Below are 24,076 nucleotides of genomic sequence, written 5' to 3'. Positions count from 1 at the left end.
GCCCTTCGGGGCCGCTCGCTGCGATTGTTAAAGGACCTCAGGCGAGGTTGTCGCGGATCGCGCGGGAGACCGCGTCCAGCTCCGCCGGGACCTTGGTCGGCTGCACCACACTCTGCGCGATGGCCGTGTCGGGGTCCTTCAGGCCGTTACCCGTGAGGGTGCACACCACGGTGGAACCCTCCCGAATCTTGCCCTCGCGGATATCGCGCAGGGCGCCGGCCAGCGACGCCGCCGAGGCGGGCTCGCAGAACACGCCTTCCTTCTCGGCCAGGAGCTTCTGCGCGGCCAGGATCTCGTCGTCCTGGCACTCGTCGAACCAGCCGCTGGATTCCTCGCGCACCTTCCAGGCCATGTCCCAGGACTGTGGGTGCCCAATGCGGATCGCAGTGGCCACGGTGTCCGGATCGTCGACCATTGCGCCGCGCATGAAGGGCGCGGAGCCGGCCGCCTGATAGCCGACCATGTGCGGGCGGTTACCCACCATGCCACCACCGGCGTACTTGCAGTGGCCCTTGCAATAGGAGCAGGCATCCGTCACGTCGTCGCTGCTCTTGGCGGCCATTTCGCTGTAGCCGATCCAGTGCGCGGTGATGTTGCCCGCATTGCCCACCGGCAGACAGTGATAATCCGGGGCGCGGCCCAGTTCCTCGACGATCTCGAAGGCCGCGGTCTTCTGGCCCTGCAGGCGATACGGATTGACCGAGTTCACCAGGGTCACCGGCGTGTTGGAGGCGACCTCCTTCACCAGGCGCATGCCATCGTCAAAGTTGCCCTCGATCTGGATCACGGTGGCGCCGTGCATCATCGCCTGGGCCAGCTTGCCCATCGCGATCTTTCCATCTGGGATGACGACGAATGCCGTGATCCCGGCGCGCGCCGCATAGGCGGCGGCCGCGGCGGAGGTGTTACCGGTGGAGGCGCAGACAATCGCGCGCGAGCCTTCTTCCACGGCCTTGGTGACCGCCATGGTCATGCCGCGGTCCTTGAACGAGCCGGTCGGGTTCAGGCCCTCGAACTTCACGTAAATCTCGACCTCGCGCGCCAGGTCCCGCGGGATATTGTTCAGGCGGATCAGCGGTGTATTGCCCTCGCCCAGCGAGATGATGCGCGTGTCGTCGTGCACCGGCAGGCGGTCACGGTAACGTTCGATCAGTCCGGTATAGCGATGTCCAAAGGCCATGGTGTTCTCTTTAGCGTGTTGCGCAGGAAACTCGGAGCCTAGCGGCCCAGCGCTTCCATGCGGATACGAGTAATCGGGGTTAGCAGGTGATCCAGCGCCTCGAGCGCGGCGATCGCCTCGTTCATCGCGCCCTCGCGGACCTTGTGCGTCAGCATGATGATCGTGGCCTCGCCGCGCTCCGGATCCGGCTCGCGTTGCAGGATCGCCTCGATACTGATGCCGTGCTCGCCCAGGATACGGGTGATGTCGGCCAGCACGCCCGGACGGTCCTGGGTACGCAGGCGCAGATAGAACGACGTCTCCACCTCGGACAGATCCAGCACCGGCTTGTCCGACAGGGCATCCGGCTGGAAGGCGAGATGCGGGACCCGGTTCTCGGGGTCCGTGGTCAGGGCGCGCACGACGTCGACCAGATCGGCCACCACCGCCGAGGCGGTGGCCTCGGCACCGGCACCCGCGCCGTAGTACAGCGTCGGGCCCACCGCGTCGGCATTGACCAGCACCGCGTTCATCACGCCGTCGACGTTGGCGATCAGCCGGCGCTCCGGGATCAGGGTCGGGTGCACGCGCAGTTCGTAGCCCTTGTCGGTGCGCCGGGCAATCCCCAGATGCTTGATGCGGTAGCCCAGTTCGGCGGCGAAACCGACGTCCTCGCGGGTGATATTGCTGATGCCCTCGACCGCAACCCGGTCGAACTGCAGCGGGATACCGAAGGCGATGGACGCCAGGATCGCCAGCTTGTGGGCGGCATCGATGCCCTCCACGTCGAAGGTCGGGTCGGCCTCGGCATAACCGAGCGCCTGGGCTTCGGCGAGCACATCGTCGAACTCGCGGCCCTTGTCACGCATCTCCGTCAGGATGAAGTTGCCGGTCCCATTGATAATCCCGGCGAGCCACTCGATCTGGTTGCCGGCCAGGCCCTCGCGGATGGCCTTGATGATCGGGATGCCCCCAGCCACCGCGGCCTCGAACGCGACCATCACGCCCTTCTCCTGGGCGCGCTGGAAGATGGTGTTGCCGTGCAGTGCGATCAGGGCCTTGTTCGCGGTGACCACATGCTTGCCGGCGTCGATCGCAGCCAGCACCAGGTTCAGCGCCGGGTCGGTGCCGCCCATCAGTTCGACGACGACCTCAACCTCCGGGTCGTTGACGACCGCCGCGGGGTCCGTGGTCAGGCGAATCTGCGAGCAATCGCAGTCGCGCTCACGCTTGATATCACGCGCGGCGGCTGCGACCACCTGGATGCCACGGCCAGCCCGGCGCGCGATCTCGATTCCGTTACGGTCCAGCACATTGACGGTGCCACAGCCAACCGTGCCCAGCCCCAGGATTCCAATCTTTACCGGCGTCATAAAAGCCTTGTCTTGTCTGCGTGCGGGCGCTACCGCCCGAATGAGTGCTTGATTGCTATTCGCCCCGAGCCGGCTCGGTCGGCTCGACGGTGGCATCCGCCAGGATCGAGTCAGCGCGGAACATGGCCTTGATCCCGCGCAGGGCCTGCCGCGTGCGCTGTTCGTTCTCGATCAGGCTGAAGCGCACGAAGTCGTCGCCGTAGTTGCCGAAACCAACGCCCGGCGAGACCGCGACCTTGGCGTCCCGCAACAGCTTCTTGGCGAACTCGAGCGACCCCATCTCGCGATAGGCCTCCGGGATCGGCGCCCAGACGAACATGGTCGCCTTCGGCTTCTCCACATGCCAGCCCAGCTTGCCGAGCCCCTCGCACAGCACGTCGCGGCGAGAACGATAAAGCTCGCGAATCTCGTCGACGCAGTCCTGCGGACCCTCCAGCGCGGCGATCGCGGCGACCTGGATCGGCGTGAAGGTGCCGTAATCCAGATAGGACTTGATGCGCGCCAGTGCGGCTACCAACGTCGGGTTGCCGCACATGAAACCGACTCGCCAGCCCGGCATGTTGTAGGTCTTGGACAGGGTGTAAAACTCGACCGCGATATCCTTCGCACCCGGCACTTCCAGAATCGACGGGGCCTTGTAGCCATCGAAGCTGATCTCGGCATAGGCAAGATCGTGCACGATCCAGATGCCATGCTCCTTGCAAATCGCCACGACCCGCTCGAAGAAGTCCCGGTCCACGCACTGCGTGGTCGGGTTGGCCGGGAAGTTCAGGATCAGCATCTTCGGCTTCGGCCAGGAGTCCTGAATCGCCCGCTCCAGCTCGGCGAAGAAGTCGACGTCCGGCGTCAGCGGCACATGGCGCACGTCCGCCCCGGCAATCACGCAGCCATAGGGGTGGATCGGATAGGCGGGATTCGGAACCAGCACCGCATCCCCGGGCCCCAGGGTGGCCAGCGCCAGATGCGCGAGACCTTCCTTGGAGCCGATGGTCACGATCGCCTCGGTCTCCGGGTCCAGCTCCACATCGAATTCGCTCTTGTACCAGCGCGTAATCGCCCTGCGCAGCCGCGGAATGCCCTTGGACACCGAATAGCGATGCGTATCGCCGCGCTGCGCGGCCTCGCAGAGCTTGTCGACGATGTGACGCGGGGTCGGCTGGTCCGGATTGCCCATACCGAAGTCGATAATGTCCTCGCCGCGGGCACGCGCCTCGGCCTTCAACTGGTTCACGATGTTGAAGACGTAGGGCGGGAGGCGCTCGATACGGGGAAAGACGTCGGTCACAGGTCAGGTCCTGGTTGGGCCAAGCGAGCCGGCAGCAGGTCGGGGAGACGCCGCGGAATCCCCTTGAATACCGCACCGGAAAGCGCGCCAAAGTATAACCCGGGCCCGCCTCTGTCAACGAATCGGGCACCAAACTGGCCCGGCTACAAATGCCTGATCTTGAGCCTGCCTCGCGCGCGGAGTAGCGTGTAGCGCATGCTGTTCTCCGAAGTCACCAGCGAAGAGACCTACATCGTGACCGGCTACGAGTCGGGTGCGGTGGGGATCAACCAGGTGGGGTACACCCGCAGCCTGATCGTGCGCCCGAATGCGCTGCAGCAAGACTGGCCGGTCGATTCCGTCGACGCGCTGGCGGTCGAACAGCTGCAACCCGTGATCGATCATCCCCCGGAGGTGCTGCTGATCGGTACCGGCGAGGTGCAACGCTTTCCGGACCGGGCCGTATGGCGGCATTTGCGCCGCGAAGGATTCGGCGTGGAGATCATGGATACCGCTGCCGCCTGCCGGACCTACAACCTGATCATGGCCGAGGGTCGCGAGGTGGCGGCCGCCCTGATCATCGACGGCGGCGACCGAGCTTAGCCTTACGGCACCTCGCCGTCAGGAGTTGGGCAGTACCTCGTCGCCCTTCATACCGCGTGACTCAAGCAAACGCCGCAAGCGCTTCAGGGCATCCATCTGAATCTGGCGCACCCGTTCGCGTGTCACGCCGATCTCGGCCCCCACCTGCTCCAGGGTCGAACGCTCGAATCCATGCAACCCGAAGCGTCGCACCAGCACCTCGCGCTGCTTGTAATCCAGTTCACCCAGCCACTCGTCCACCAGGTGCTGAATGTCCTGATCCTCCAGCAGCGACGACGGCTCCTGCGCATTCACGTCCGCCAGGATATCCGTAAGCGAACGTTCGCCGTCCGGCCCGGGCGGCAGGTCCATGGAGGTTGACGGCTCCGACATCGCCCGGAGTTTCTGGATCTCGGCCACGGGCTTGCCCAGGCGCTGGGCCAGCTCTTCCTCGGTGGGGTCACGGCCCAGTTCCTGCGTCAGGTTGCGGGCGATCCGCGCGTGCATCCGCAGCTCCTTGCTGACATGCACCGGGATGCGAATCGTGCGCCCCTGGTTCATCAGGGCCCGCTCGATCGTCTGCCGGATCCACCACGTCGCGTAGGTCGAGAACCGAAAACCGCGTTCGGGGTCGAACTTCTCCACTGCGTGCATCAGGCCCAGATTGCCCTCCTCGATCAGATCCAGGAGCGGCAGACCGCGATTCAGGTAGCGCCGCGCGATCTTCACCACCAGCCGAAGGTTGCACTCGATCATGCGGCGCCGCCCGGATTCGTCGCCATCACGGGCCAGGCGCGCGTACTTGCGCTCTTCTTCGGGGGTCAGCAGGGGCCGGTATTCAATGTCACGCAGGTAAATCTGGATGGCGTCGAGCTCGGCCGGCCGGGCATCGCGCAGTGTTCGGGGGCGTACTGGAACATCCTGTTCCGGGGAGAGTTCCTTCTCGTCTTCCGGGGGCGGGACCTCGACCTCTTCGGGACTCTCTCCAGTCGCCAGAGGATCGCCGTTCGCGCCGAGGTGTTCGGCAGGATTCTCCTCACCCGACTGACCGGTTCCGTCATCCATCAGGTGTTCTTCGTCCAGTGCGGAATCGACCGGCTTCCGGGATTTAGCCATGGATGCCCTGTACTCCCTTTTCTATCTAGCGATCCGGCAGATATCGGGTCGGATCCACGGGTGTTCCGTCTACCCGTATCTCGAAGTGCAGCATTGGGCGCTCCGCACCCGATGAACCCAGACGCGCTATCGTCTCGCCGGCCTCGACCTGATCCCCTTCGGAGACCAGGAGCTCGTCGTTGTGGCCATAGGCGCTCAGAAAGCGCGCGTTGTGTTTCAAGATGATCAGTCGACCATACCCCACGAGGCCGCCACCTGCATAGACCACCTCTCCGGACCGCGTCGCCCGCACCTCGTCGCCGCGTTCTCCGCCAATCGCGAGCCCTCGCCGCGTTCCGCTGCTGGAGAAACCACGAAGGACGTCGCCATCCGCCGGCCAACGCCACCCACCCGGGTCATCCGGCGGTGGATCCGAGCGCGCGGCTTCCCGCGATGCACCACTATCACCGTCACTGCTGCTCGCGGTTGAGGATTCCTGCCGCTGCTGGCGTGGGGCCTGCGGCGGCGACGAGCGCGCAGCCCCGCGCAGACGCAGTTCCTGCCCGGGGTAGATGATGTACGGCGCGCTAATCGCGTTGCGCTGGGCGACTTCACGCCAGTCCAGACCGTAGCGGTGGGCAATGCGGTAAAGGGTTTCTTCGCGCTGAACCGTATGGGTCGCAGGCACCGGGCCACTGGCACGCGACGTGTCGCTGCTGCCGCTGGGGGCACGTGTCGCGCAACCGCTGACCAAAGCGACAACCAGGCCCGCGATGGCCACCAGCATGAGCGTTTGCAAGAATCGCCGACTCAAGGCGTCATTCCATCAACAGCACGATCACCATCGCGCCCAGCAGCACGACCACACCTGCCCAGCCAATACGTTCCATATAGGGCCGCAGGTGCTGCTCGGCTCGAGGCCCCGCCCAGGCCATCACGAGTGCGACCAGGAAGAACCGCAGCCCCCTCCCGATCAGCGATGCAATCACGAATGGGATCAGGGCCATCGACAGGGCCCCGGCGGTCACCGTGAACAGCTTGTACGGGATGGGCGAGAACCCGGCGATCAGCACCACCCACACGCCCCAGACGGCAAACCAGGCCTCGGCCTGCGCGATCTCGCCGCCGTATCCCCAGCGTTCCAGCCATGGTCCAATCCATTCGAACGCGGCCCACCCGATCAGATACCCCAACAAGCCGCCCAGCACGGAGAAGATCGTCGTCAGGGCGGCGAGGCGCCAGGCCGCCCGTGGTCGGGCGGCCGCCATCGGCGCCAGCATGACATCCGGAGGCACTGGAAAAAAGGAGGATTCGGCAAACGACAGTGTCGCCAGGTAGCGCGGGGCATGACGGTGGCGGGACCACTGCATGACCCGATCGTACAACGGCTCAAACAGCTTCATGCCGATCCCCGGTGGCTGCAGACATCACGCCTCGGCACCCACGCACCTCACTGCTCGGCCCCGGGTAACATAGGAACGAACATGACCGCATCGAGGATATCGCGCACATAGGCCTCTTCGGTCCGCGTATAGCGCACCAGTTGCTGGCGCCCGTCCGGTCCCTCCACAGGGGCTACCAGACGGCCGTTGAGGGCCAGCTGTGTCAGCAGGGTCTCCGGAACGTTGTGCGGTGCGGCGGTCAGGATGATGCCGTCGAACGGCGCGCGCTCGGGCCAGCCTTCCGCCCCATCGCCGTGCCGCAGGTTCACGTTGTTGATCCCCAGGCGGCTTAACAGCTCCCGCGCGTTGCGGCTGAGCGCCTGGATGCGTTCGACGGAGTAGACGCGGTCCACGAGCTTCGCGAGAACGGCCGCCTGATAGCCGGACCCGGTGCCAATCTCCAGCACCGTGCTCACAGGACCGCCCTCCAGCAGGGCCTCGGTCATGCGCGCGACAATAAACGGTTGCGAGATCGTCTGACGATGCCCGATAGGCAGCGCGATGTTCTCGTAAGCCCGATGGCTCAGCGCCTCCTCGACAAACAAGTGGCGAGGGACATCGCGAACGGCCTCGAGCACCCGGCGGTCATGGATACCCTGACCTTCCAGCAAGCGGATCAGTCGTTCTCTTGCTCGGCCCGACGTCAAACCGGCCCCGCGCGCATCAGGAACCATGATGGCTCCCGGGCGTTGCATCCTCCAGCCAGCGGCCCACCGTATCGATGGCGTCGTAACGCGTTAAGTCCACCTGAATAGGAGTCACCGACACATAGCCCTCTCGCACCGCATGAAAATCCGTACCCGGCCCGGCGTCCTGTTCCGACCCCGCCGGGCCCACCCAGTAGATCGGTCGCCCACGCGGATCGGCGTCCGCGATCATCGGCTCGGCCCGGTGCCGGTTACCCAGGCGTGTCGCCTGTACACCGCGGATCTCGTCACGCGGCAGATCGGGGACATTGACGTTCAGGATAGTCGCGGCCGGCAGGGGAACGCGATGAATCCGGTCCAGCAGATTCAGCACGATACGGCCGGCCGCGTCATAGTTCGTGAGGTCCGTGCCGACGAGCGAGACCGCAATAGCCGGCAAACCCAGGAAACGCCCTTCCATCGCTGCGGCGACGGTGCCGGAATACAGCACATCGTCACCCATATTGGCACCGGAGTTGATCCCGGAGATCACGACATCCGGCTCCCACTCGCCCAGCAGGCCGGTCAATGCGAGATGCACACAGTCCGTCGGCGTCCCGTCCACCTGAATCCCGTCATGCCCCACTTCCCGTGCTCGCACCGGACGCACCAGCGTCAGGCTGTTGGACGCACCACTGCGGTCACGATCCGGCGCCACAACCCGCACCTCCGCGACTTCACGCAGACATTTGGCCAGGCACTGGATGCCGGGCGCATGGATACCATCGTCGTTGCTTACCAGAATGCGCATTCGGATTGGGGTCGCTGGGAAGTGGCCTAATATACTGGATTCGGAACACCGAGCGCGGTCACGAACCTCACCGTCTGCCTGAGGTTCTTCTCCGTCCACGCCACGGAAAACGCGAGTATCCTGCCATGAACTCCGGTGATGATCCCAACGATATGCCCGATGACGCGGACGAATTCCTGCGTGCGATTGGCGATGTGCGACGCCTGCACCATGACCAGGCCGACACCGGCAAGCCGCGCCCCCCTGCCCGCGCCCATCAACGTGACCGCGACGAGGCGGCCGCCCATTCCGACTGGCTCAGCGATCCGATCGGCGCCTCCGAGCTCCAGCCGGGTGACGAGCTGCGCTATGCCCGCGACGGCATCAGCCACCGCATTTTTCGTAAACTTCGCAGTGGCCACTACCGCGTGGAAGATGAACTCGACATGCACGGCATGTTCGCGGACGAGGCGCGACAGGCGATCGGGCAGTTTCTCGATCAAGCCCGCGCGCATGGGCGCCTCTGCGTCCGTGTGGTGCATGGCAAGGGCATGCGCTCGCGGCAAAAAGGACCCGTCCTGAAGGGGCTCACGGATCACTGGCTGCGCCAGCGCCACGACGTGCTGGCGTTCTGCTCCGCGCCGCCCGCCGATGGTGGTACGGGCGCCGTGTATGTCCTCCTGAAGCGGCCGAAAGCGCAGCGCTAGCACGCGCATTACCACGCCCACCAGCTATACTTAAGTCACATATTCCCATTCGCTGATTCTTGGGCTTAGACTGATTCCAGGCTGGGGATTCAGCGCGGGACTGGTTCACGTTTTTCCTACGCCAGTCCTTGCAATCTTCGGTAATCCGTACCATGCTCTGTACAAGTCTTGTACAGTTCTACGGGACGCAACGGACACTGCATTGGGAGGTCCTGTTCATGAAGAATTGGAAGCTAGCCCCGATCGCCCTTGGCTTGGCCGCGTTCGTCAGCACTAGCGGACACGCCCTTGGCGACGATCACGCAAAAGAAATGACCGAAGCAGAACTGCAAGAACGCATCGCCGAAACTCGAGCGGCGATCGAACAGTTCGCAAGCACCCTCCAGGGGGAACTGGTCGCCGCCATGGAAGAAGGCGGGCCGACCCAGGCCATTGAGGTCTGCAACCAGCGGGCTCCCGAAATTGCGGACGAGATTGCGGCCGACACCGGCTGGGAAGTCGGTCGCACGAGCCTGAAGATCCGCAACCCTGACAACAGTCCGGACGAATGGGAACGCATCCAGCTGGAGCATTTCCAGTCCCAGCATGCCGACGGCACCCCCGCCAACGAGCTTGCTCCGCGCCACGAAGTGGTCGAGGGCGACGATGGCGCCCGTTTCCGCTTCATGGCGGCGATTCCGACCGGCGGTGCCTGCCTGGCCTGCCACGGTTCGGACATTGGTAGCGACGTCAAGCACGCGCTCGAGCGTCTGTATCCGGATGACCAGGCAACCGGGTACAGCGAAGGCGACGTCCGCGGTGCATTCACTATCACGCAAGAGATGTAATCCAGCGGGCATCTCGCCCCCTGAAAGGCCGCCTCCGGGCGGCCTTTTTCGTATCCGGCGCAAAAAATGCCCCGCGAGGGGGCACATTCGTGATATTTTCGAGACACTTGATTCTCAAACACGGGCATCCCCCTGAAGGACGGTCCCGCCCGCCAGACCCGAACACGAACGTGACCGAACTATGACGCGAACGATTGATGCCGAACTCCTGGCCCTCGCGATAGACGCCTCCAACGACGGTGTCGTAATCGCCGAACGCGAAGGCGATGACAACATCCTGATCTACGTCAATCGCGCCTTCGAAGAACTGACCGGCTATCGCTCCGAGGAGATCCTCTACCGTGATTGCCGCTTCCTGCAGGGGGGCGATACCGATCAGGAGGCAATCGCCGAGATCCGAGCTTCAATCCAGGAGAACCGTCCCTGCCGCGCCACACTGCGCAACTACCGCAAGGATGGCTCGCAGTTCTGGAACGAGCTTTCGCTTACGCCGGTGTTCAACGACGAAGACCATCTGACCTACTACATCGGTATCCAGAAAGACATCACGGCCCGGGTCGAGGCCGAGCAGCGCGCCGAGAAAGCCGAACAGAAGCTCAAGCAGACCGAGGCCCGCTCCGCCTGAGCGCGGCCGCTCCCTAGGGGGTATCCGCTTTCGGTGCGCTGTCCATCAATGCGTCGATGACGCTGGTCGCGTACTCGCCGGGGCCAAGTTCCAGCTCAAGCCGCAGGTCATTCCCCTGCCACTCGAAACCGAGTGACCCCGGAAGCATGCGCAGGGCACGGCGTGCCGGCTTCACGCCCTGGGCCTCCAGACCGGACGCCAGGCTCTCGAAACGACCGGCACACTCTGCCTCCCGCGCACGCACATCGCCCGCCGTCAGTGGCTCGCCACGACCCCACAGCGGGCCCGTCGGGTGTATCACCCCCTCCGCCAGGCGTTGTTCGATATCAGCAGTCACCTCCGGGACGGCAAACACACTGCCGGAGCCTTGAAACGTCGCCACGTCACCGGGCAGAAACCGTGCCCAGGAATCGTCGGCTACCCGTTCTGCCAGAACGGCATTGAAGATCGCGGAGCGCGCCGCAGAGAGCAGCAGGCTGCGCTGGTTGCGCCCCCGCGGCGCCCTCCCCCCGCTTAGCCACTGCTCGGCCTGTTCCAGGTTTCGGCGGCCAAACCGCTGCTGACCGAAGTAATTCGGGACCCCCTCCTCCCGGATACGCCGAAGGATCTGCCCCGCCATGTCCCGATCGCCCGCAACGTCCCGCAGCCAGACGACAAAACGGTTCCCCGCGAGGTGTCCGGTACGCAGCTTGCGCGAATGCCGCTCGGCCCGCAGCACTCGGGCCTCGCCCACAGCGTCCTTGCCCATGCGTTGTATCAAGGTCGCTGGATCTTGCCAGTCCGGTTCGGCAGCGGCCGTGCACTGCACGCTGAACCACTGCCGCGTCACGGCCTGCCGGTCCTTGCGCCCGGCATAGCTCACCTGGCCGCGCGGCACCCCGCAAGCCCGCGCCAGCGCGACGGCGACATCTTCGGTGTTGAGCAGCCGCTTTTCGATCTCCAGCCACAGGTGCTCGCCACTGCCTTCCGGTTCGGTCGCAGGAAGCTCGAACACGCAGAAATCTTCCGGGGCCTCTTTCATGCGCCCGGTAATCGGTGGCGACCATGGATATACCGGCGTCATGTCTTCGCCCCTCGCGGACTGGGCGGCGCGGCAACGTTATCGCGCAGGTAAACCGGCTGCGCCTGTTCGGGCGGAATTGCCTCGCCCCGTGCCCATGCATCCACGGCCAGCATGGCCACCTCGCGCGCCCGCGGCAGTGCGTCCGGATAGAGCCGCTCCTCGCCCAATCCGCAGCGTTCGCCCAGTTCAGGATAGGCGGCAAAACCGGAACCGATGCCACGGTCGGGTGCGCCACGCCAGGCGGGGGATATCTGTCCGGGCGCCGCGACCTGTTCCGCCGCTGCCTGCGCACGCCCTTCGACGACCGTATTCAGACTCCAGTACACCTCGCCCATGCGGGCGTCGAGGGCCGCAAGGATCTCGCCCGACGGTGAGTCGGGCCGTTCGCTGACCAGTTGCTGCGCAAGCGCCTGCAGGGTCGATATCGGGAGCACCGGGCAATCCAGGGCAAAGGCCATGCCCTGTGCGACACCCAGCCCAAGGCGAACGCCGGTAAATGCCCCCGGTCCACGGCCGACGGCAACGGCATCCAGGGACGAGCGTGCAATATCCGACCGCGCCAGCAGCTCCTCCACCTGCCGGAGTATCAGTTCGCCATGCTTGCGTGGGGCACGCACCTCGACGCTTTCCAGGGCCCCATCCACCCACAACGCGGCGGAGCACATCTCGGTGCAGGTCTCGATGGCGATCAGTCGCATTCGACACGCTCCCGTGCGGTCGCCAGAAACTGCAGAGCCGCGATCGGGTCCCGCGTCCGATAAAACGGTGGAAGGCTGGCCAGGAACCGGCGTCCATAGGACTTTCCGGTCAGCCGGGGATCACAGATCGCAAGGATGCCGGAGTCATCCGCATCACGAATCAGGCGTCCAGCCCCCTGCTTCAGGGCCAGCACCGCCTGCGGCAGGCTGAACTCCATGAACGGCGAACGCCCTTCGGCCTCCAGGGCCTGCGCGCGGGCTTGCAGCACCGGGTCGTTTGGCGCCGCAAACGGCAGGCGGTCGATGATCACCACCGACAGCGCCTCCCCGCGGATATCGACGCCCTCCCAGAAGCTGTGGGCACCCAGCAACCAGGCGTTACCACTCTCGCGAAACCGTGCCAGCAGGTCGTTACGGGGCTGCTCGCCCTGTACCAGCAGTTCGCGATCGGGCAGCTCGGCCCGTAGCAGTGCCGCCGCCTCCTGCAGAGCACGATGGCTGGTGAACAGAAAAAACCCGCCGCCCGGGTTGTCACGCAGCAGAGGCCAGGCCCAGGCGACACAGGCGCGCGTGTATTCGGGGCTGTTCGGGTTGGGCAGCGGAGGCTGCGGATGCACCAGGCAGGCCTGCCGGGCAAAGTCGAAGGGGCTCTCCAGGCGTTCCTGGGCGACGTCCGCGGGCAGTCCCAGACGGCGCGAGGCATGGGTGAAGTCCTCTCCAACGGCCAGCGTAGCCGAGGTGAAGACCCAGGCAGCCGGGCGCGCGGCCCGCCGTTGCGCCAGCGGTCGCGCGGCATCCAGCGGCGTCCTGTGCAGGATCAGACTCTGCGCGAAGCGCTCCACCCAGGCTACGGTATCCGGCGTGTCCTCGCGCCAGGTCTGCAGACGTTCCCGCATCAGCAGTACCCGCCCCTGCACCTGCTCGAGGCCGGGTCCGCGCTCGGTGGCCGGGGCCAGCGCATCACTCAACCCGCAAAGGGCCTCGTCCAGCTCCTCGATCGACGGCTCCACCCGGCCCTTCTCGTTCACCACGTCCCAGGCGGCGCGCGGTTCCATGCCCTGTGTCGCGTCGAGCAGCTTCTTCGCCACAGTCTCAAGCTCGACCGCAGCCTCGCGGATCACCACCATCTCCGGGGCGGCCTGCTCCTGCTCCCGGCGCACATCGCGCGCCAGGTCGCGCAACGCCCGACTCCCCACGGCAACGCCGAAGAACGCTCCGGCGATCTCCGGCAGCTGATGGGCCTCGTCGACGATCACGGCATCCACCTCCGGCAGGAGCTCGCCGAAACCCTCTTCCTTCAACGCCATATCGGCGAGCAGGAGGTGGTGATTCACGACCACGATATCGGCGTCCTGCGCGCGCTTGCGCGCCTGCACCACGAAGCAGTCGTTGTATTGCGGACACTCGCTGCCCAGGCAGTTGTCGACGGTGGAGGTCACCTGCGGCCACAGGGGCGAGTCTTCGGCCAGGATGCCCGCTTGTCCCAGATCGCCCGTGGCATGGGTGCGCGCGAACTGCCGCAGCGCCTCGATAACGGGCATGCGCTCGCGCTGCGCGCTACGTTGCGTCTGGCCCCCGGCCTCGGCGGCCGCGAGTTCCAGGCGGTAATGGCACAGGTAGTTAGCGCGGCCCTTTAGCAGTGCGGTGCGCGGGCGATAGCCCAATGCCTCGCATACGGTCGGAAGATCCCGTTCGAAGAGCTGGTCCTGCAGCGTCTTGGTGCCCGTCGACACCAGGGCCTTGCGGCGTGACTGGAGGACCGGCACCAGATACGCAAAGGTCTTGCCCACCCCTGTGGCGGCCTCCACGAGCAATGCAGTCGGGGCCTGCCCCAAGGCCAACTCCACGGCCACCGCCATGCGCTGCTGCGGCTCGCGCGGGCGAAACCCGTGCAGTGCCTCGGCCAGATCGCCGCCGGGGCTCAGCGCGCGCACGGCCGCCGACCCGGATGGGGCCGTCGCGGGTGATTCGGCGGACTCAGACAACGCCGGTTTCCAGCCTCTGAATGGCCTCCTGGGCCTCCCGGACGCCTTCTTCGTCACCCATCGCCTCGCGCGCGGCCTTGATCACACGCCAGTTCTCCAGAGCAAGCGAGCGATCCCGTTCGCCGCCCAGTTGCAGCGAGCGCCCTGCCAGACGGTCCGCCTGCGGGTAATTGCCCTGCTCCAGCCGGATGTGGGCCATCTGATGCCACAGCGAGGCATCGCGCGGCGCAATCCGCAGCGCACGCTCCAGCTGCTGGGCGGCGCGCTCGAGGTTCCCCTCGCTGCGCGAGCGTTCAGCCTGCTCGGCCAGGGCCAGCGCGGCCGACGGCGTGGCGTCCGGCTCCGCCGCCGGTTCAGGCTCGCGCGACTCCTCGTGCGGGATCGCCTCAGGCTCCGGTGCCTCGGCCGCCGGCGGCTGCTCGGGGGCCGGGGCCCGTGTCTCCGGCACCGCACAGGCCGCCAGAAACAGCACCGTCAGCAGTGCGGCGACCGGGCGAGGTCGAAACGGCAGGCTCGAGCGTAAGGAGGTGGTTGAAGTCATCAGCGGAACAATCTCTCGAAAAAGCCCCGCTCATCCGGGGTACGGCCCGTGTCGCAGTCGGCACGGCTCTCGGGGATGGAATTCTGCCAGAACGGGAGCGTTTTCACCGCCTCGCAGGCATGGTCGTCCTGCTCGACACGGAGCCCGGACTTCAGGTCAATCGCCTGATAGGCAATCTCCGGATGACGGTCGAGGCGCAGCGACTGGGCGCCGAGACCTGCCATTATGTCCGCCCAGATGGGGGCGGCGGCCGCCCCTCCGGTCAGGCCGGTCGCCTCGTTGTCGTCCATCCCCAGCCAGACCACCGTGACATGGCGATCATCGAACCCGGCGAACCAGCTGTCGCGGAAGTTGTTCGTGGTGCCGGTCTTGCCGGCCACGACGCGCCCCGGGAGGCGCTGGCTGATCTGCCGCCCGGTCCCCTCGGTAGTCACATCATGCAGGGCGTGGGTCAGCAGGCTGACCGCCCCATCGGGTACGGCACCGCGCAGTTCCAGCCCGTAGTGGGACAGGACCTCGTCCTCGAGATCGAGGACATCGCGAATCGCGCGGGTGCCGGTCGCATAGCCACCATTGGCGAGCGCCTGATACAGCCCGGCCACCTCCAGTGGCGACAACTCGATCGCCCCGAGGGCCAGCGAGGGCAACGGCGCCGGGGTGCGCTGCAAGCCGAGCGTCTGCAGCACGTCGATCAGCTGCGAAATACCGATCTCTTCGGCCAGCTGGACCGTGGCGACGTTGTAGGACTGGACCAGTGCCTCCCACGCCGTCACGTCGCCGCGGTGCTCGCGATCGAAGTTGCGCGGCGTCCAGGGTTCGCCATGCGGCAGCTGGATGGTCATTGGGCTGTCATCCAGCAGACTTGCTAGCGTATAGCGCCCGGGTTGCGTGAGCGCGGCCAGATAGACGAAGGGCTTGAGTACCGACCCGACCTGACGTTGCGCCTCGACCGCCCGGTTATAGCCGGGATACTGCGGATCGCGGTCCCCTACCACCGCGAGCACTTCCCCCGCCTGGGGATCCGTCACAACGGCAGCCGCCTGCAGGCGCTCCAGGCTGGACCCGCGCTGCTCGATCACCCGATCCACACCTGCCTTCACGCGCTCCTCCAGCGTGAGCTGCACGACCGGGTCCATCGTGGTGAAGATGCGTAGCCCCTCGCTGCGCAGATCTTCGTCCGCGTAGTCGTCGCGCAGCTCGCGGCGCACCATGTCGAGAAACGCCGGAAATCGGCTGCGTCCCTGGGGCACCACGGGGGTTACATCGAGTTCTGTATCCATCGCAGCCTCGACCTGGTCGGCATCGGCCAGCCCGGTCTCCAGCATCGCCCGCAGCACCTGATCACGGCGCGCCTCGGCACGCTGGGGGTGACGCCGGGGGTCGTAGTAGCTGGCACCGCGGGCGAGCCCTACCAGAAGCGCCAACTGGTCCAGGCGGAGTTCGTTCAGCGGACGTTGATAGTAGAACTGGGACGCCTGGCCGAATCCGTGAATCGCGCGCTCGCCCGACTGGCCCAGGTAGACCTCGTTGATATAGGCCTCAAGGATCTCGCGCTTGGAATAGCGTCGCTCCAACAACAGAGCCATGACCGCCTCGTTCGCCTTGCGCGCCAACGTCTGGTCCCGTGTCAGGTAGAAGTTCTTGACCAGCTGCTGCGTCAGCGTACTGCCACCCTGCACCGTCCGCCCCGCGCGCAGATTCGCCATAGCGGCCCGGGCAATTCCCGCCGGGTCCACCCCGCGGTGCGACATGAAGCGACGATCCTCGATCGCGAGCAGTGCACCGATCAGTTCCCGTGGCACCTCGTCTATGGCCACGAGGATGCGATCCTGGCCATGGGTCGGGTAGATGCTCCCGATCAGCAAGGGCTCGACCCGCATCAGATCGACGCGCTCACCGTTCCCTTGCTTCTGGACGGACTGCACCCTTCCATCCGAAAAATCCACTCGCACCGAATGGGCCGGCTCCGGACCGTCGCCAAAGGTGAACGGGCGCGTGGTAAACGACACCCGGTTGCCGTCCACGCGATACTCGCCCGGGCCGCTTCCCTGTGCACTACTGCGGTAGTTCAGTGTCTCCAGTTCAGTTTCAAGCGCCTGGGGCGTAAGCGCCCGGCCCTCGTACAGCTCAAGCGGTCGCGCGTAGACGCGCGCCGGCAAGGCCCAGCGCTGGCCCTCGAAGCGCTCGCGAATCTCCTGATCGAGCGAGACGACGTAGATCGCCCCAACCCCGACGCCGGCCAGCACCAGACCGGCGAACAGCCACACCCCGGCACCAAAGAAACGGCGCAGGCCTCCGGATCGGGCACCTCGGCGGGAACGGGTCGTACGTTTTCGGGGCATGAGGGCTTCTGGAAACGGCACAAGGAAAGGGATCAGTCCCAATGTTAACCTGACCGGGAACAGCAGACATGCCGCAAATGCCGCGTTTCCGGGAACGAATCGGCACAAAACCCGTCCACCCGATCGCGATCTGCCAATCCCATGGAGGCGTGATGAGCGCGCTGGAACAACACCAACAACAACTGCAGACCCTGATTGCGACGCTGGGATTCCCGGAGCCCACACCAACGAAAGATCAGGTGCAGCGCATCGAGACCCACATCTCGACCGTCATTCTCGCCGGTGACTATGCCTACAAATTCAAGAAGCCACTCGCACTGGGATTCCTGGACTTCACCACGCTCGACGCGCGCCAGCACTTCTGTGAAACCGAGTTGAAGGTGAATCGCCGCCTGGCCCCGCAAATCTATCTCGATGTGGTGACCCTGAACGGAGATGCCTCGGCTCCCCGCATCAATGGCGAAGGCCCGATCCTCGACTACGCCGTATGCATGCGCCGATTCGATCGCCGCAAGCAACTGGATAACCTGCTGGAACAGCGCCGGTTGCCCACCGAGGCCATGGAGCCACTGGGCCACTACATCGCTGCCTTTCACGAGCGCACCGAGCGAGCCGGCGCCGACTCGCCCCATGGCACCCCGGAAGCGGCAACCCAGCCCATGCTCGACAACTTCCCGGCCCTGGGCGAAGCGATCCATGGCGAGGTCGACAGGGCCCGGCTCACGGCGCTGGAGCGCTGGACCCGGAACGAAATCGAACGCCTGGGCCCGCTTCTCGAATCACGCCACCGCGAGGGCTTCATCCGCCACGGGCATGGCGACCTGCACCTGGGCAACATCGTGTATGTCGACGATCCGGAAAACGGCGAGACGCTGGCGGCGTTTGATGCGATCGAGTTCGATCCCGAGTTGCGCTGGATCGATGTGATCTCCGAGATCGCGTTCACCACCATGGACCTGCTGGCACGCAAGGCCCGGGCGCATGCCTGGCGCTTGCTGAATGCCTACCTGGACGGTCGTGACGACATCGCCGGGCTCCGCCTGCTGCCCCTTTATCAGGTCTATCGCGCTCTGATCCGCGCCAAGGTGCAGGGCATCCACGCGCAGGAGTCGCATCTCCCCTCGGACGAACAGGCGGCCCACCGCGCCGAAATGGGGCGCTATCTCGCACTCGCCGAACGCCTGACCGAGCCGTCTGCGCCGCGCCTGGTGCTGATGCATGGCGTATCCGGCAGCGGCAAGACCGTGATCAGCACGCAGATCGTTGAGGCCCTCGGGGCGCTGCGGCTGCGCTCCGATATCGAGCGCAAGCGCATGGGCGACGCGGTCTCCTACAGCGAAGAGGCTCGCGGGCAGATCTACGACCACCTGCGCGCCCGCGCGGACACCCTGCTGGCGCTGGGGCACACCGTGATCGTCGACGCGACCTTCCTGACCCGTGCCCAGCGGGCACCCTTCCAGCAGCTCGCTACCCGGCACCAGGCGGGGTTTGCAGTCGTCGCCTGCCACGCCAGCGATCGCGTCCTGCAGGAACGCCTCGAGCAACGCTCTGCGGCCGGTAAGGATGCGTCCGATGCCGACTACCAGGTGATGCAGCAGCAACGCCCGCAGCAGGAATGGCCGACCGGAGCGGAGGGCGTCGTGGAGGTTGCCCCGGAACAGCCGCTGGATACCGATGCCCTGGCACGCCAGCTTCTGCAACCGGTTTCCGCCTAATTGTCCGCGTACGTGCCAAAATACGCCCTGACACAACATCTGCGAATGCCTATGTCCCGTACCCTCGCCCTACTCCCGGCTGCCTGTCTGATTGTCCTGGCGACCGCCCTGCCGGCCCAGGCTGACGCCCTTTTGCACTACATCGACGACGAAGGGCTCGAGAGCCAGATCCTCGTGCGCGATCACATGATCCGCATGGAGCTGAACGAGGCGATCAGCGGAACTTCCGGGTACATGCTGTTCGACGCGCGCAACGACCAGCTCACCGTCGTGGATGACGACGAGCAGACCTATCTGCCGTTGACGCGCGAGGTGATGGATCAACAGATCCAGGCGATGACCGACATGGTCAGCGACCTGCGCCGCCAGATGGAGCAGCTCCCCCCGGACGTTCGCGATCAGCTCAAACAGCAGCTTGGGATCGGCCCCGAGGGGTTCGAGGCCGAAATCAGTACCCGCGAGACCAATGAGCAACGCGAGATCGGGGACTTTGTCTGCAGCGAAATCGAAGTGCTGATCGATGACCGCCCCCAGAGCACCGTTTGCGTCGCCGACGCGCAATCCTTGGGCCTGGAGGCGTCCGATTTTCAGACCCTCGGGGCCTTGATGGATCGCCTCTATGAGCTGTCCTTGCGCGCCCTTGAGGCCGGAGGCCCCATGGCCTCCCAGATGGGGGCGTCGCTCCTTCCCCGTGTGGAGGGCATCCCTCTCGAGGTCCGCGAACACGATGGCGTCACGACCCGACTGGCAGGGCTGTCGACGGACGCCCTTAGCGAGGCCTTGTTCCAGGTACCGGAAAGCTATGAAGAAACCGAGATGTTCTAGTGCTCCGGGGCCAACGCCCTCCCCGGCCTACGGGTCCCAATCCGGCATACCATCCTCCCACAGCGTTCTCCCCTTGCTAGGGGCAGCGCTCGTACTGGCCGGGTGCGCAAGCAGCCCTGAACCACGCGGGCCGGCACCGGAGCCCCTCAAGGTCGATCCGGAACCCCGGGTAGCCGAAGGCCCGATGAGTTATGTTCCCGAGGCCGAGCTGAAGCGCTCCGAGGTCGTACTGGCGGCGCTCGGACACCTCGACACGCCCTACCGCTACGGCGGCACCGACGCCAACGGGCTCGACTGTTCCGCCCTGGTACAGCGCGCCTACCGCGAGGCGGGTCAAGATGTCCCTCGGACCACGGGCGAACAGGCCTCGGCAGCCGTAAAGCGCGATGGCGACCCGAACCCCGGAGACGTCGTGTTCTTCGCGATCAACGGGAATCAAATTGACCACGTCGGGGTCTATGTCGGTGAAGGCCGATTTGTCCACGCGCCAAGCTCGCGCGGGCAGGTCCGCATCGAGGAACTCGACAATCCCTACTGGGCCCCGCGCACCCGATTCGCGGGCCATTTCTTCGACTAATGGGCCTTGGGCCCCTGGAAGCTACTACGAGGAAGGAACCATGAAGGCATTCCCTAATTTGTCCCAACTGCTGCGCCGTTCGGCGCTCGCCCTGACGCTGGGCGCCGGCCTGGCACTGGGTGCCACTGCCAGTGCGTACGAAACCGTGATGGAAACCGACGAACGCGTGATCTTCAAGATCGAAGGCGAGTTCGATCACTACTTTGAAATGGTCGAGGAAGCCATCGCATCCGAGGGCCTGGTGATCAACAACGTCGGCTACATCGCCAACATGCTGGACCGCACCGCTGGCCAGGAGAGTGGCGAGGGCATTTATCTCAATGGCAAGTCCCTGGACTTCTGTAGCGCCAGCTATTCGCGCGCCACGATGGAGGCCGACCCGCACAACATGGTGTTCTGCCCCTACATCATCACGGTGTACGAGCTGACCGATGAGCCCGGCGTGGTGTACATGGGCTACACCCCTGTCCCCGAGATCGGTGAAGAAGACTCCAAGAAGAGCCTGCGCGACGTAAACGAACTGGTGGAGCGCATCATCAAGGAAGCGCTGTCGTTCTGACCACCGCCTGAACGCGAAAAGCCCGGCTAGCCTCGCAGGCTGCCGGGCTTTTTTGTGCCCACTGATTCCAGCGGATGTCCGCTAAGGCGTCTGATCTTCCTCGGCGCCTTCCTTCTTCACCGGGAGTAGCACCTGGCGGTCCACGCCCAGCAGCAATGCCGCGGTGGCCGCGATAAAGATCGACGAATAGGTACCCACAATCACCCCGATGATCAGCGCGATCGAGAAGTTCTGCAGCGCAGCGCCACCCAGGAACGCCAGCGCGAACAACACCAGCAGGGTCGTCGTACTGGTGACAATGGTACGCGCCAGGGTCTTGTTCACCGCGATGTTCATCACCTCTTCGGTGCCCTTCTTGCGCAATATTCGGAAATTCTCGCGTATTCGGTCATACACCACGATCGTGTCATTCAATGAATACCCGATCACCGCAAGCACCGCCGCGAGGACCCCCAAGTCAAACTCGAGCTGCAGCAGCGAGAAAATCCCGAGCGTGATCACCACATCGTGGATCAACGCAAGCACCGAACCGATCGAGAATCGCCACTCGAAGCGGACCGCGACGTAAATCAGGATCCCGGCCAGGGCGTAGATCATCGCCAGCCCCCCCTGCTCGCGCAGCTCCTCGCCCACGGCAGGCCCCACGAACTCCACACGCCGCAGATCCGGGTCATCCGGACCTCCATCCTGCAAGACATTGAGTACGCGGTTGGACAGCGTGGCCGGATCATCGTCGTCCTCGCTCGGGGGCAGACGAATCAGGACATCGCGTGAAGTACCAAAGGTCTGCACCTGGGCCCCGGCGAAGCCGCCATCGGCCAGCGTCTCGCGGATCGGATCGAGCTCGACCGCCTCGGGATATCCGACCTCGACCAGCGTGCCACCGGTAAAGTCGATCCCGAAATTCAGCCCGCGCGTGGCCAGAAGCGCCACGGAAATCAGGATCAGGATCAGGGAAACCGTGATCGTGATCTTGCGCTTGCCGAGAAAATCGAGATTCGATTCGGCGAAATTCAAATGCGGAAGCATGTCGTTCTCCGCCTCAGATAGCCAGACGGTTCAGCCGACGCTGCCGCCCGTAGGTGAGGTTGACGATGGCGCGGGTCACGATGATCGCCGTGAACATCGAGGCGATGATCCCGATCGACAGCGTGATCGCGAACCCCTTGATCGGGCCGGTGCCGAACAGGAACAGCACGAGCGCCGCGATCAGCGTGGTCACGTTGGCATCCGCAATCGTGGTGAACGCGCGATCATAGCCCGAGGCGATCGCGGCCTGTGGTGACAACCCGTTTCGCAACTCTTCGCGTATTCGCTCGAAAATCAGCACGTTGGCATCGACGGCCATACCCACCGTCAGCACGATCCCCGCAATGCCCGGCAAGGTGAGTGTCGCCTGCAGCATCGACAACACCGAGACAATGAAGATCAGGTTCAACGCAAGCGCGACGTTCGCGATCACCCCGAACACCCGGTAGTACAGCACCATGAAGATCATCACGGCGATGAAGCCGATCACCACCGACTGCATACCGCGATCGATGTTCTCCTGACCGAGGCTCGGGCCCACCGTACGTTCTTCGACGATCGACATCGGCGCGGCGAGCGCCCCGGCGCGCAGCAACAGCGCCAGGTTGCGGGCCTCGCGGCTGCTGTCGAGTCCGGAGATCTGGAAGCGACGCCCCAGCGGCTCGTTGATGCGTGCGACGTTGATTACCTCTTCGCTACGCGAGGTGCGCATCACCTGCTCACCGTCTTCCTCAACGGTCTCGGTCGAGGTCTCGATGAACACGGTGGCCATCAGCCGACCGACGTTGTCCGAGGTCACGCGGGAGAAAATCCGCGCACCCTGACCGTCCAGATTAATGAACACCGCCGGACCGCCCGTATCCTGGGCAATGCCCGAGGAGGCATCCGTGATGTAGTCACCGGTCAGCATGACCTGACGCTGCAGCAGCACCGGTGTCCCGTCGCGTTCGTGGTAAAGACGCGTGCCCGACGGCGCACGCCCGGTCTCGTCAGCCTCCCGCGCATCACCGCTCTCCGACACGAGGCGGAATTCCAGCGTCGCAGTCGCGCCCAGGACCTCCTTTGCCCGTGCCGTGTCCTGCACGCCCGGGAGCTGCACCACAATCCGGTTCTCGCCCTGCTGAGCGATGATCGGTTCCGCCACGCCCAGCTCGTCGACCCGCGAACGCAGCGTGGAGATGTTTTGCTGCAGGGCCTGACGACGCAGTTCCGTCAGGTGGTCGTCATCCAGCGTGGCTACCAGTCGGCTGGTGTCCCCGGACCCACGCGACTCCCAGACCAGTTCCTCGCGATACTGGCGCTGTAGCCAGCTCTCGGCCGCTTCGCGGTCCGCCTCGCTCTCGAACATCACGGTCAGATCGCGGGAGCCGCGTTCCACGGTGTCGAACGAAATACGCTCTTCCCGCAGGCGTCCGCGCAGCTCGTTCGAGTAACGCTCCATCGCGGTACCGATCACCGCGTCCAGGTCCACTTCCATCAGGAAGTGGACCCCGCCACGCAGGTCGAGGCCGAGAGCCATGGGCTGGCCATTGATGGCTCGCAACCAGCGCGGGGTGGCCGGGGCCATGTTCAGGGCGACGGTGTGATTGTCATCCAGCGCGTTGCGCAATATCTCGGCAGCGGTGGACTGCTCGTCTGTGGTCTCGAAGCGCAACAGGATCTGGCCGTCGTCCTGCTCCTCGACCGTGTGCGGCGTGACGCCCTGGGCGCCCAGGATGGTGCCCATCAGTTCACGGATGTTCTGATCGATCTCGCCGGTGGTCGGGTTCCCGATCTGGACCGACGGGTCCTCCGGGAACAGGTTGGGCGCGGCATAAAGCCCCGCGCCCAGGATGATGACGACGATCAGGGCGTACAGCCACGCCGGATAGGAATTGCGCATATTCGAAGACCCTAGAGGTCCTTGAGGGTGCCCTTGGGCATAACCTGTTGAACCGACTGTTTCTGCACGGCGATGTTCACGCCATTGGCGATGTCGACCTTGATGAAGTTCTCGCCTACCTCGGTGATCGTGCCGGCCACACCGCCATTGGTCACGATCTCGTCACCCTTGGACAGCGACTCCACCATCGACCGGTGTTCCTTCGCGCGCTTGCTCTGCGGGCGAATGATCAGGAAGTACATGATCGCGAAAAAGATCAGGATCATGATCAGGAATTCGATCATGCCACCACCGGCGCCACCACCGTCCTGGGCATGCGCTGCAGAAATCAGAAAATCCATTGGAACACTCCCGTCTAGCGAATCGGTTC

General features: G+C 65.0%; 24 protein-coding genes. 8 read left to right on the top strand and 16 right to left on the bottom strand.

Going from position 1 to position 24,076, the window contains the following annotated elements; translation table 11 throughout:
• Positions 1 to 37 precede the first annotated feature (37 nt).
• The 3 genes from thrC to alaC are packed head-to-tail and all read right to left on the bottom strand — an operon-like array spanning position 38 to position 3,817.
• A complete protein-coding gene (gene thrC / locus C936_RS0110430; protein WP_012982677.1) occupies positions 38 to 1,180 on the bottom strand; it encodes a threonine synthase in 1,143 nt (380 codons plus the stop codon).
• A gap of 38 nt (positions 1,181 to 1,218) precedes the next feature.
• Positions 1,219 to 2,532 (bottom strand): homoserine dehydrogenase, encoded by a 1,314-nt coding sequence (locus C936_RS0110425; RefSeq protein ID WP_018174368.1) that lies wholly within the window; start codon positions 2,530 to 2,532, stop codon positions 1,219 to 1,221.
• 55 nt (positions 2,533 to 2,587) lie between these two features.
• Positions 2,588 to 3,817, bottom strand: coding sequence for an alanine transaminase (alaC, locus tag C936_RS0110420; protein ID WP_018174369.1), 1,230 nt, complete (start codon positions 3,815 to 3,817; stop codon positions 2,588 to 2,590).
• A 195-nt stretch (positions 3,818 to 4,012) separates the two neighbouring features.
• Here alaC and C936_RS0110415 point away from each other — a divergent pair, with 195 nt between their 5' ends.
• Positions 4,013 to 4,399 carry an Mth938-like domain-containing protein gene (locus C936_RS0110415; protein WP_018649496.1) on the top strand — a complete coding sequence of 129 codons (387 nt, stop codon included), beginning with the start codon at positions 4,013 to 4,015 and terminating at the stop codon, positions 4,397 to 4,399.
• Positions 4,400 to 4,417: 18 nt separating this feature from the next.
• On the opposite strand, the gene rpoS is transcribed toward C936_RS0110415, so the two are convergent.
• The 5 genes from rpoS to surE are packed head-to-tail and all read right to left on the bottom strand — an operon-like array spanning position 4,418 to position 8,352.
• Positions 4,418 to 5,494: an RNA polymerase sigma factor RpoS gene (gene rpoS / locus C936_RS0110410; protein WP_018139398.1), complete on the bottom strand. Its 1,077-nt coding sequence runs from the start codon at positions 5,492 to 5,494 to the stop codon at positions 4,418 to 4,420.
• Positions 5,495 to 5,519: 25 nt separating this feature from the next.
• Positions 5,520 to 6,260, bottom strand: a complete 741-nt coding sequence (locus C936_RS0110405; RefSeq protein ID WP_018649495.1) for a peptidoglycan DD-metalloendopeptidase family protein — start codon at positions 6,258 to 6,260, stop codon at positions 5,520 to 5,522.
• Positions 6,261 to 6,291: 31 nt separating this feature from the next.
• Positions 6,292 to 6,876, bottom strand: a complete 585-nt coding sequence (locus tag C936_RS0110400) for a YqaA family protein (RefSeq protein WP_018139396.1) — start codon at positions 6,874 to 6,876, stop codon at positions 6,292 to 6,294.
• Between the two features lie 47 nt (positions 6,877 to 6,923).
• Positions 6,924 to 7,589: a protein-L-isoaspartate(D-aspartate) O-methyltransferase gene (locus C936_RS0110395; protein WP_026182228.1), complete on the bottom strand. Its 666-nt coding sequence runs from the start codon at positions 7,587 to 7,589 to the stop codon at positions 6,924 to 6,926.
• Positions 7,579 to 8,352 carry a 5'/3'-nucleotidase SurE gene (surE, locus tag C936_RS0110390; protein WP_018174372.1) on the bottom strand — a complete coding sequence of 258 codons (774 nt, stop codon included), beginning with the start codon at positions 8,350 to 8,352 and terminating at the stop codon, positions 7,579 to 7,581. The genes C936_RS0110395 and surE overlap by 11 nt, the downstream gene beginning before the upstream one ends.
• 125 nt (positions 8,353 to 8,477) lie before the next feature.
• Here surE and C936_RS0110385 point away from each other — a divergent pair, with 125 nt between their 5' ends.
• The 3 genes from C936_RS0110385 to C936_RS0110375 all read left to right on the top strand — a co-directional run bounded on the left by C936_RS0110385 (position 8,478) and on the right by C936_RS0110375 (position 10,490).
• Positions 8,478 to 9,038, top strand: a complete 561-nt coding sequence (locus C936_RS0110385) for a Smr/MutS family protein (protein ID WP_018139393.1) — start codon at positions 8,478 to 8,480, stop codon at positions 9,036 to 9,038.
• 218 nt (positions 9,039 to 9,256) lie between these two features.
• Positions 9,257 to 9,865: a DUF3365 domain-containing protein gene (locus C936_RS0110380; protein WP_038038771.1), complete on the top strand. Its 609-nt coding sequence runs from the start codon at positions 9,257 to 9,259 to the stop codon at positions 9,863 to 9,865.
• A gap of 181 nt (positions 9,866 to 10,046) precedes the next feature.
• On the top strand, positions 10,047 to 10,490 hold the full coding sequence (locus C936_RS0110375; protein ID WP_018174373.1) for a PAS sensor domain-containing protein: 444 nt from the start codon (positions 10,047 to 10,049) through the stop codon (positions 10,488 to 10,490).
• A 13-nt stretch (positions 10,491 to 10,503) separates the two neighbouring features.
• On the opposite strand, the gene truD is transcribed toward C936_RS0110375, so the two are convergent.
• The 5 genes from truD to mrcB are packed head-to-tail and all read right to left on the bottom strand — an operon-like array spanning position 10,504 to position 17,119.
• Complete coding sequence (truD, locus tag C936_RS0110370) at positions 10,504 to 11,553, bottom strand: tRNA pseudouridine(13) synthase TruD (protein ID WP_081601220.1); 1,050 nt, start codon at positions 11,551 to 11,553, stop codon at positions 10,504 to 10,506.
• Positions 11,550 to 12,251, bottom strand: coding sequence for a tRNA (adenosine(37)-N6)-threonylcarbamoyltransferase complex dimerization subunit type 1 TsaB (gene tsaB / locus C936_RS0110365; protein WP_018139389.1), 702 nt, complete (start codon positions 12,249 to 12,251; stop codon positions 11,550 to 11,552). Before tsaB ends, truD begins: the two co-directional genes overlap by 4 nt.
• Complete coding sequence (locus C936_RS0110360) at positions 12,242 to 14,185, bottom strand: ATP-dependent DNA helicase (protein ID WP_018174374.1); 1,944 nt, start codon at positions 14,183 to 14,185, stop codon at positions 12,242 to 12,244. The genes tsaB and C936_RS0110360 overlap by 10 nt, the downstream gene beginning before the upstream one ends.
• A gap of 43 nt (positions 14,186 to 14,228) precedes the next feature.
• Positions 14,229 to 14,777 carry a tetratricopeptide repeat protein gene (locus C936_RS0110355; protein ID WP_018174375.1) on the bottom strand — a complete coding sequence of 183 codons (549 nt, stop codon included), beginning with the start codon at positions 14,775 to 14,777 and terminating at the stop codon, positions 14,229 to 14,231.
• Positions 14,777 to 17,119 carry a penicillin-binding protein 1B gene (gene mrcB, locus C936_RS0110350; protein ID WP_155988208.1) on the bottom strand — a complete coding sequence of 781 codons (2,343 nt, stop codon included), beginning with the start codon at positions 17,117 to 17,119 and terminating at the stop codon, positions 14,777 to 14,779. Before mrcB ends, C936_RS0110355 begins: the two co-directional genes overlap by 1 nt.
• A gap of 152 nt (positions 17,120 to 17,271) precedes the next feature.
• Between mrcB and C936_RS0110345 the strand changes: the two genes are divergently transcribed.
• The 4 genes from C936_RS0110345 to C936_RS0110330 are packed head-to-tail and all read left to right on the top strand — an operon-like array spanning position 17,272 to position 20,795.
• Positions 17,272 to 18,834, top strand: coding sequence for a bifunctional aminoglycoside phosphotransferase/ATP-binding protein (locus C936_RS0110345; RefSeq protein ID WP_018649494.1), 1,563 nt, complete (start codon positions 17,272 to 17,274; stop codon positions 18,832 to 18,834).
• A gap of 51 nt (positions 18,835 to 18,885) precedes the next feature.
• Positions 18,886 to 19,659: a hypothetical protein gene (locus C936_RS0110340; protein WP_018174378.1), complete on the top strand. Its 774-nt coding sequence runs from the start codon at positions 18,886 to 18,888 to the stop codon at positions 19,657 to 19,659.
• Positions 19,660 to 19,705: 46 nt separating this feature from the next.
• Positions 19,706 to 20,236, top strand: a complete 531-nt coding sequence (locus C936_RS0110335; protein ID WP_231362974.1) for a C40 family peptidase — start codon at positions 19,706 to 19,708, stop codon at positions 20,234 to 20,236.
• A 40-nt stretch (positions 20,237 to 20,276) separates the two neighbouring features.
• Entirely contained in the window at positions 20,277 to 20,795 is a 519-nt protein-coding gene (locus tag C936_RS0110330; protein ID WP_026278833.1) for a DUF302 domain-containing protein, read from the top strand.
• 81 nt (positions 20,796 to 20,876) lie between these two features.
• Here the strand turns inward: C936_RS0110330 and secF are convergent, their stop codons facing one another.
• The 3 genes from secF to yajC are packed head-to-tail and all read right to left on the bottom strand — an operon-like array spanning position 20,877 to position 24,047.
• Positions 20,877 to 21,824, bottom strand: coding sequence for a protein translocase subunit SecF (gene secF, locus C936_RS0110325; protein WP_018139381.1), 948 nt, complete (start codon positions 21,822 to 21,824; stop codon positions 20,877 to 20,879).
• 13 nt (positions 21,825 to 21,837) lie between these two features.
• Positions 21,838 to 23,706: a protein translocase subunit SecD gene (gene secD / locus C936_RS0110320; protein WP_018139380.1), complete on the bottom strand. Its 1,869-nt coding sequence runs from the start codon at positions 23,704 to 23,706 to the stop codon at positions 21,838 to 21,840.
• An 11-nt stretch (positions 23,707 to 23,717) separates the two neighbouring features.
• Positions 23,718 to 24,047, bottom strand: coding sequence for a preprotein translocase subunit YajC (gene yajC / locus C936_RS0110315; protein ID WP_018139379.1), 330 nt, complete (start codon positions 24,045 to 24,047; stop codon positions 23,718 to 23,720).
• Positions 24,048 to 24,076: the final 29 nt, after the last annotated feature.

Source organism: Thioalkalivibrio sp. ALJ4 (assembly GCF_000377225.1).
GTDB lineage: Bacteria > Pseudomonadota > Gammaproteobacteria > Ectothiorhodospirales > Ectothiorhodospiraceae > Thioalkalivibrio.
Note: the sequence above shows the minus strand (reverse complement) of the source record. Positions and strands in the feature narration are given on the sequence as shown.

Coding starts and splice junctions, on each gene's coding strand:
- thrC (WP_012982677.1), bottom strand. CDS start 1,180: ATGGCCTTTGGACATCGCTATACCGGACTGATCGAACGTTACCGTGAC.
- C936_RS0110425 (WP_018174368.1), bottom strand. CDS start 2,532: ATGACGCCGGTAAAGATTGGAATCCTGGGGCTGGGCACGGTTGGCTGT.
- C936_RS0110415 (WP_018649496.1), top strand. CDS start 4,013: ATGCTGTTCTCCGAAGTCACCAGCGAAGAGACCTACATCGTGACCGGC.
- rpoS (WP_018139398.1), bottom strand. CDS start 5,494: ATGGCTAAATCCCGGAAGCCGGTCGATTCCGCACTGGACGAAGAACAC.
- C936_RS0110405 (WP_018649495.1), bottom strand. CDS start 6,260: ATGCTGGTGGCCATCGCGGGCCTGGTTGTCGCTTTGGTCAGCGGTTGC.
- C936_RS0110400 (WP_018139396.1), bottom strand. CDS start 6,876: ATGAAGCTGTTTGAGCCGTTGTACGATCGGGTCATGCAGTGGTCCCGC.
- C936_RS0110395 (WP_026182228.1), bottom strand. CDS start 7,589: ATGGTTCCTGATGCGCGCGGGGCCGGTTTGACGTCGGGCCGAGCAAGA.
- surE (WP_018174372.1), bottom strand. CDS start 8,352: ATGCGCATTCTGGTAAGCAACGACGATGGTATCCATGCGCCCGGCATC.
- C936_RS0110385 (WP_018139393.1), top strand. CDS start 8,478: ATGAACTCCGGTGATGATCCCAACGATATGCCCGATGACGCGGACGAA.
- C936_RS0110380 (WP_038038771.1), top strand. CDS start 9,257: ATGAAGAATTGGAAGCTAGCCCCGATCGCCCTTGGCTTGGCCGCGTTC.
- C936_RS0110375 (WP_018174373.1), top strand. CDS start 10,047: ATGACGCGAACGATTGATGCCGAACTCCTGGCCCTCGCGATAGACGCC.
- truD (WP_081601220.1), bottom strand. CDS start 11,553: ATGACGCCGGTATATCCATGGTCGCCACCGATTACCGGGCGCATGAAA.
- tsaB (WP_018139389.1), bottom strand. CDS start 12,251: ATGCGACTGATCGCCATCGAGACCTGCACCGAGATGTGCTCCGCCGCG.
- C936_RS0110355 (WP_018174375.1), bottom strand. CDS start 14,777: ATGACTTCAACCACCTCCTTACGCTCGAGCCTGCCGTTTCGACCTCGC.
- mrcB (WP_155988208.1), bottom strand. CDS start 17,119: ATGCCCCGAAAACGTACGACCCGTTCCCGCCGAGGTGCCCGATCCGGA.
- C936_RS0110345 (WP_018649494.1), top strand. CDS start 17,272: ATGAGCGCGCTGGAACAACACCAACAACAACTGCAGACCCTGATTGCG.
- C936_RS0110340 (WP_018174378.1), top strand. CDS start 18,886: ATGTCCCGTACCCTCGCCCTACTCCCGGCTGCCTGTCTGATTGTCCTG.
- C936_RS0110330 (WP_026278833.1), top strand. CDS start 20,277: ATGAAGGCATTCCCTAATTTGTCCCAACTGCTGCGCCGTTCGGCGCTC.
- secF (WP_018139381.1), bottom strand. CDS start 21,824: ATGCTTCCGCATTTGAATTTCGCCGAATCGAATCTCGATTTTCTCGGC.
- secD (WP_018139380.1), bottom strand. CDS start 23,706: ATGCGCAATTCCTATCCGGCGTGGCTGTACGCCCTGATCGTCGTCATC.
- yajC (WP_018139379.1), bottom strand. CDS start 24,047: ATGGATTTTCTGATTTCTGCAGCGCATGCCCAGGACGGTGGTGGCGCC.